The following is a 261-nucleotide window of genomic DNA, read 5'->3' as shown; positions in this document are numbered from 1 at the left end:
TCGTCGCCTTGGTGAGCCTTTACCTCACCAACTAGCTAATCCTACGCGGGCTCATCCCTGGGCGATAAATCTTTGGACTTACGTCATCATCCGGTATTAGCAGTCGTTTCCAACTGTTATTCCGAACCCAGGGGCAGATTCCCACGCGTTACGCACCCGTGCGCCACTAGACCCGAAGGTCTCGTTCGACTTGCATGTGTTAGGCATGCCGCCAGCGTTCGTTCTGAGCCAGGATCAAACTCTCAAGTTTGATGCTCAACC

General features: G+C 53.6%; 1 rRNA gene. It reads right to left on the bottom strand.

Features of this window, described 5'->3' with window-relative positions:
- Positions 1–250 (bottom strand): 16S ribosomal RNA (locus QMG56_RS23300); the annotation flags it as partial.
- Between the last annotated feature and the right edge of the window lie 11 nt (positions 251–261).

The sequence above is a fragment of the Sphingobium sp. BS19 genome, from assembly GCF_027925545.1.
Lineage (GTDB): Bacteria > Pseudomonadota > Alphaproteobacteria > Sphingomonadales > Sphingomonadaceae > Sphingobium.
This window is presented reverse-complemented; position numbering and strand designations above follow the sequence as displayed.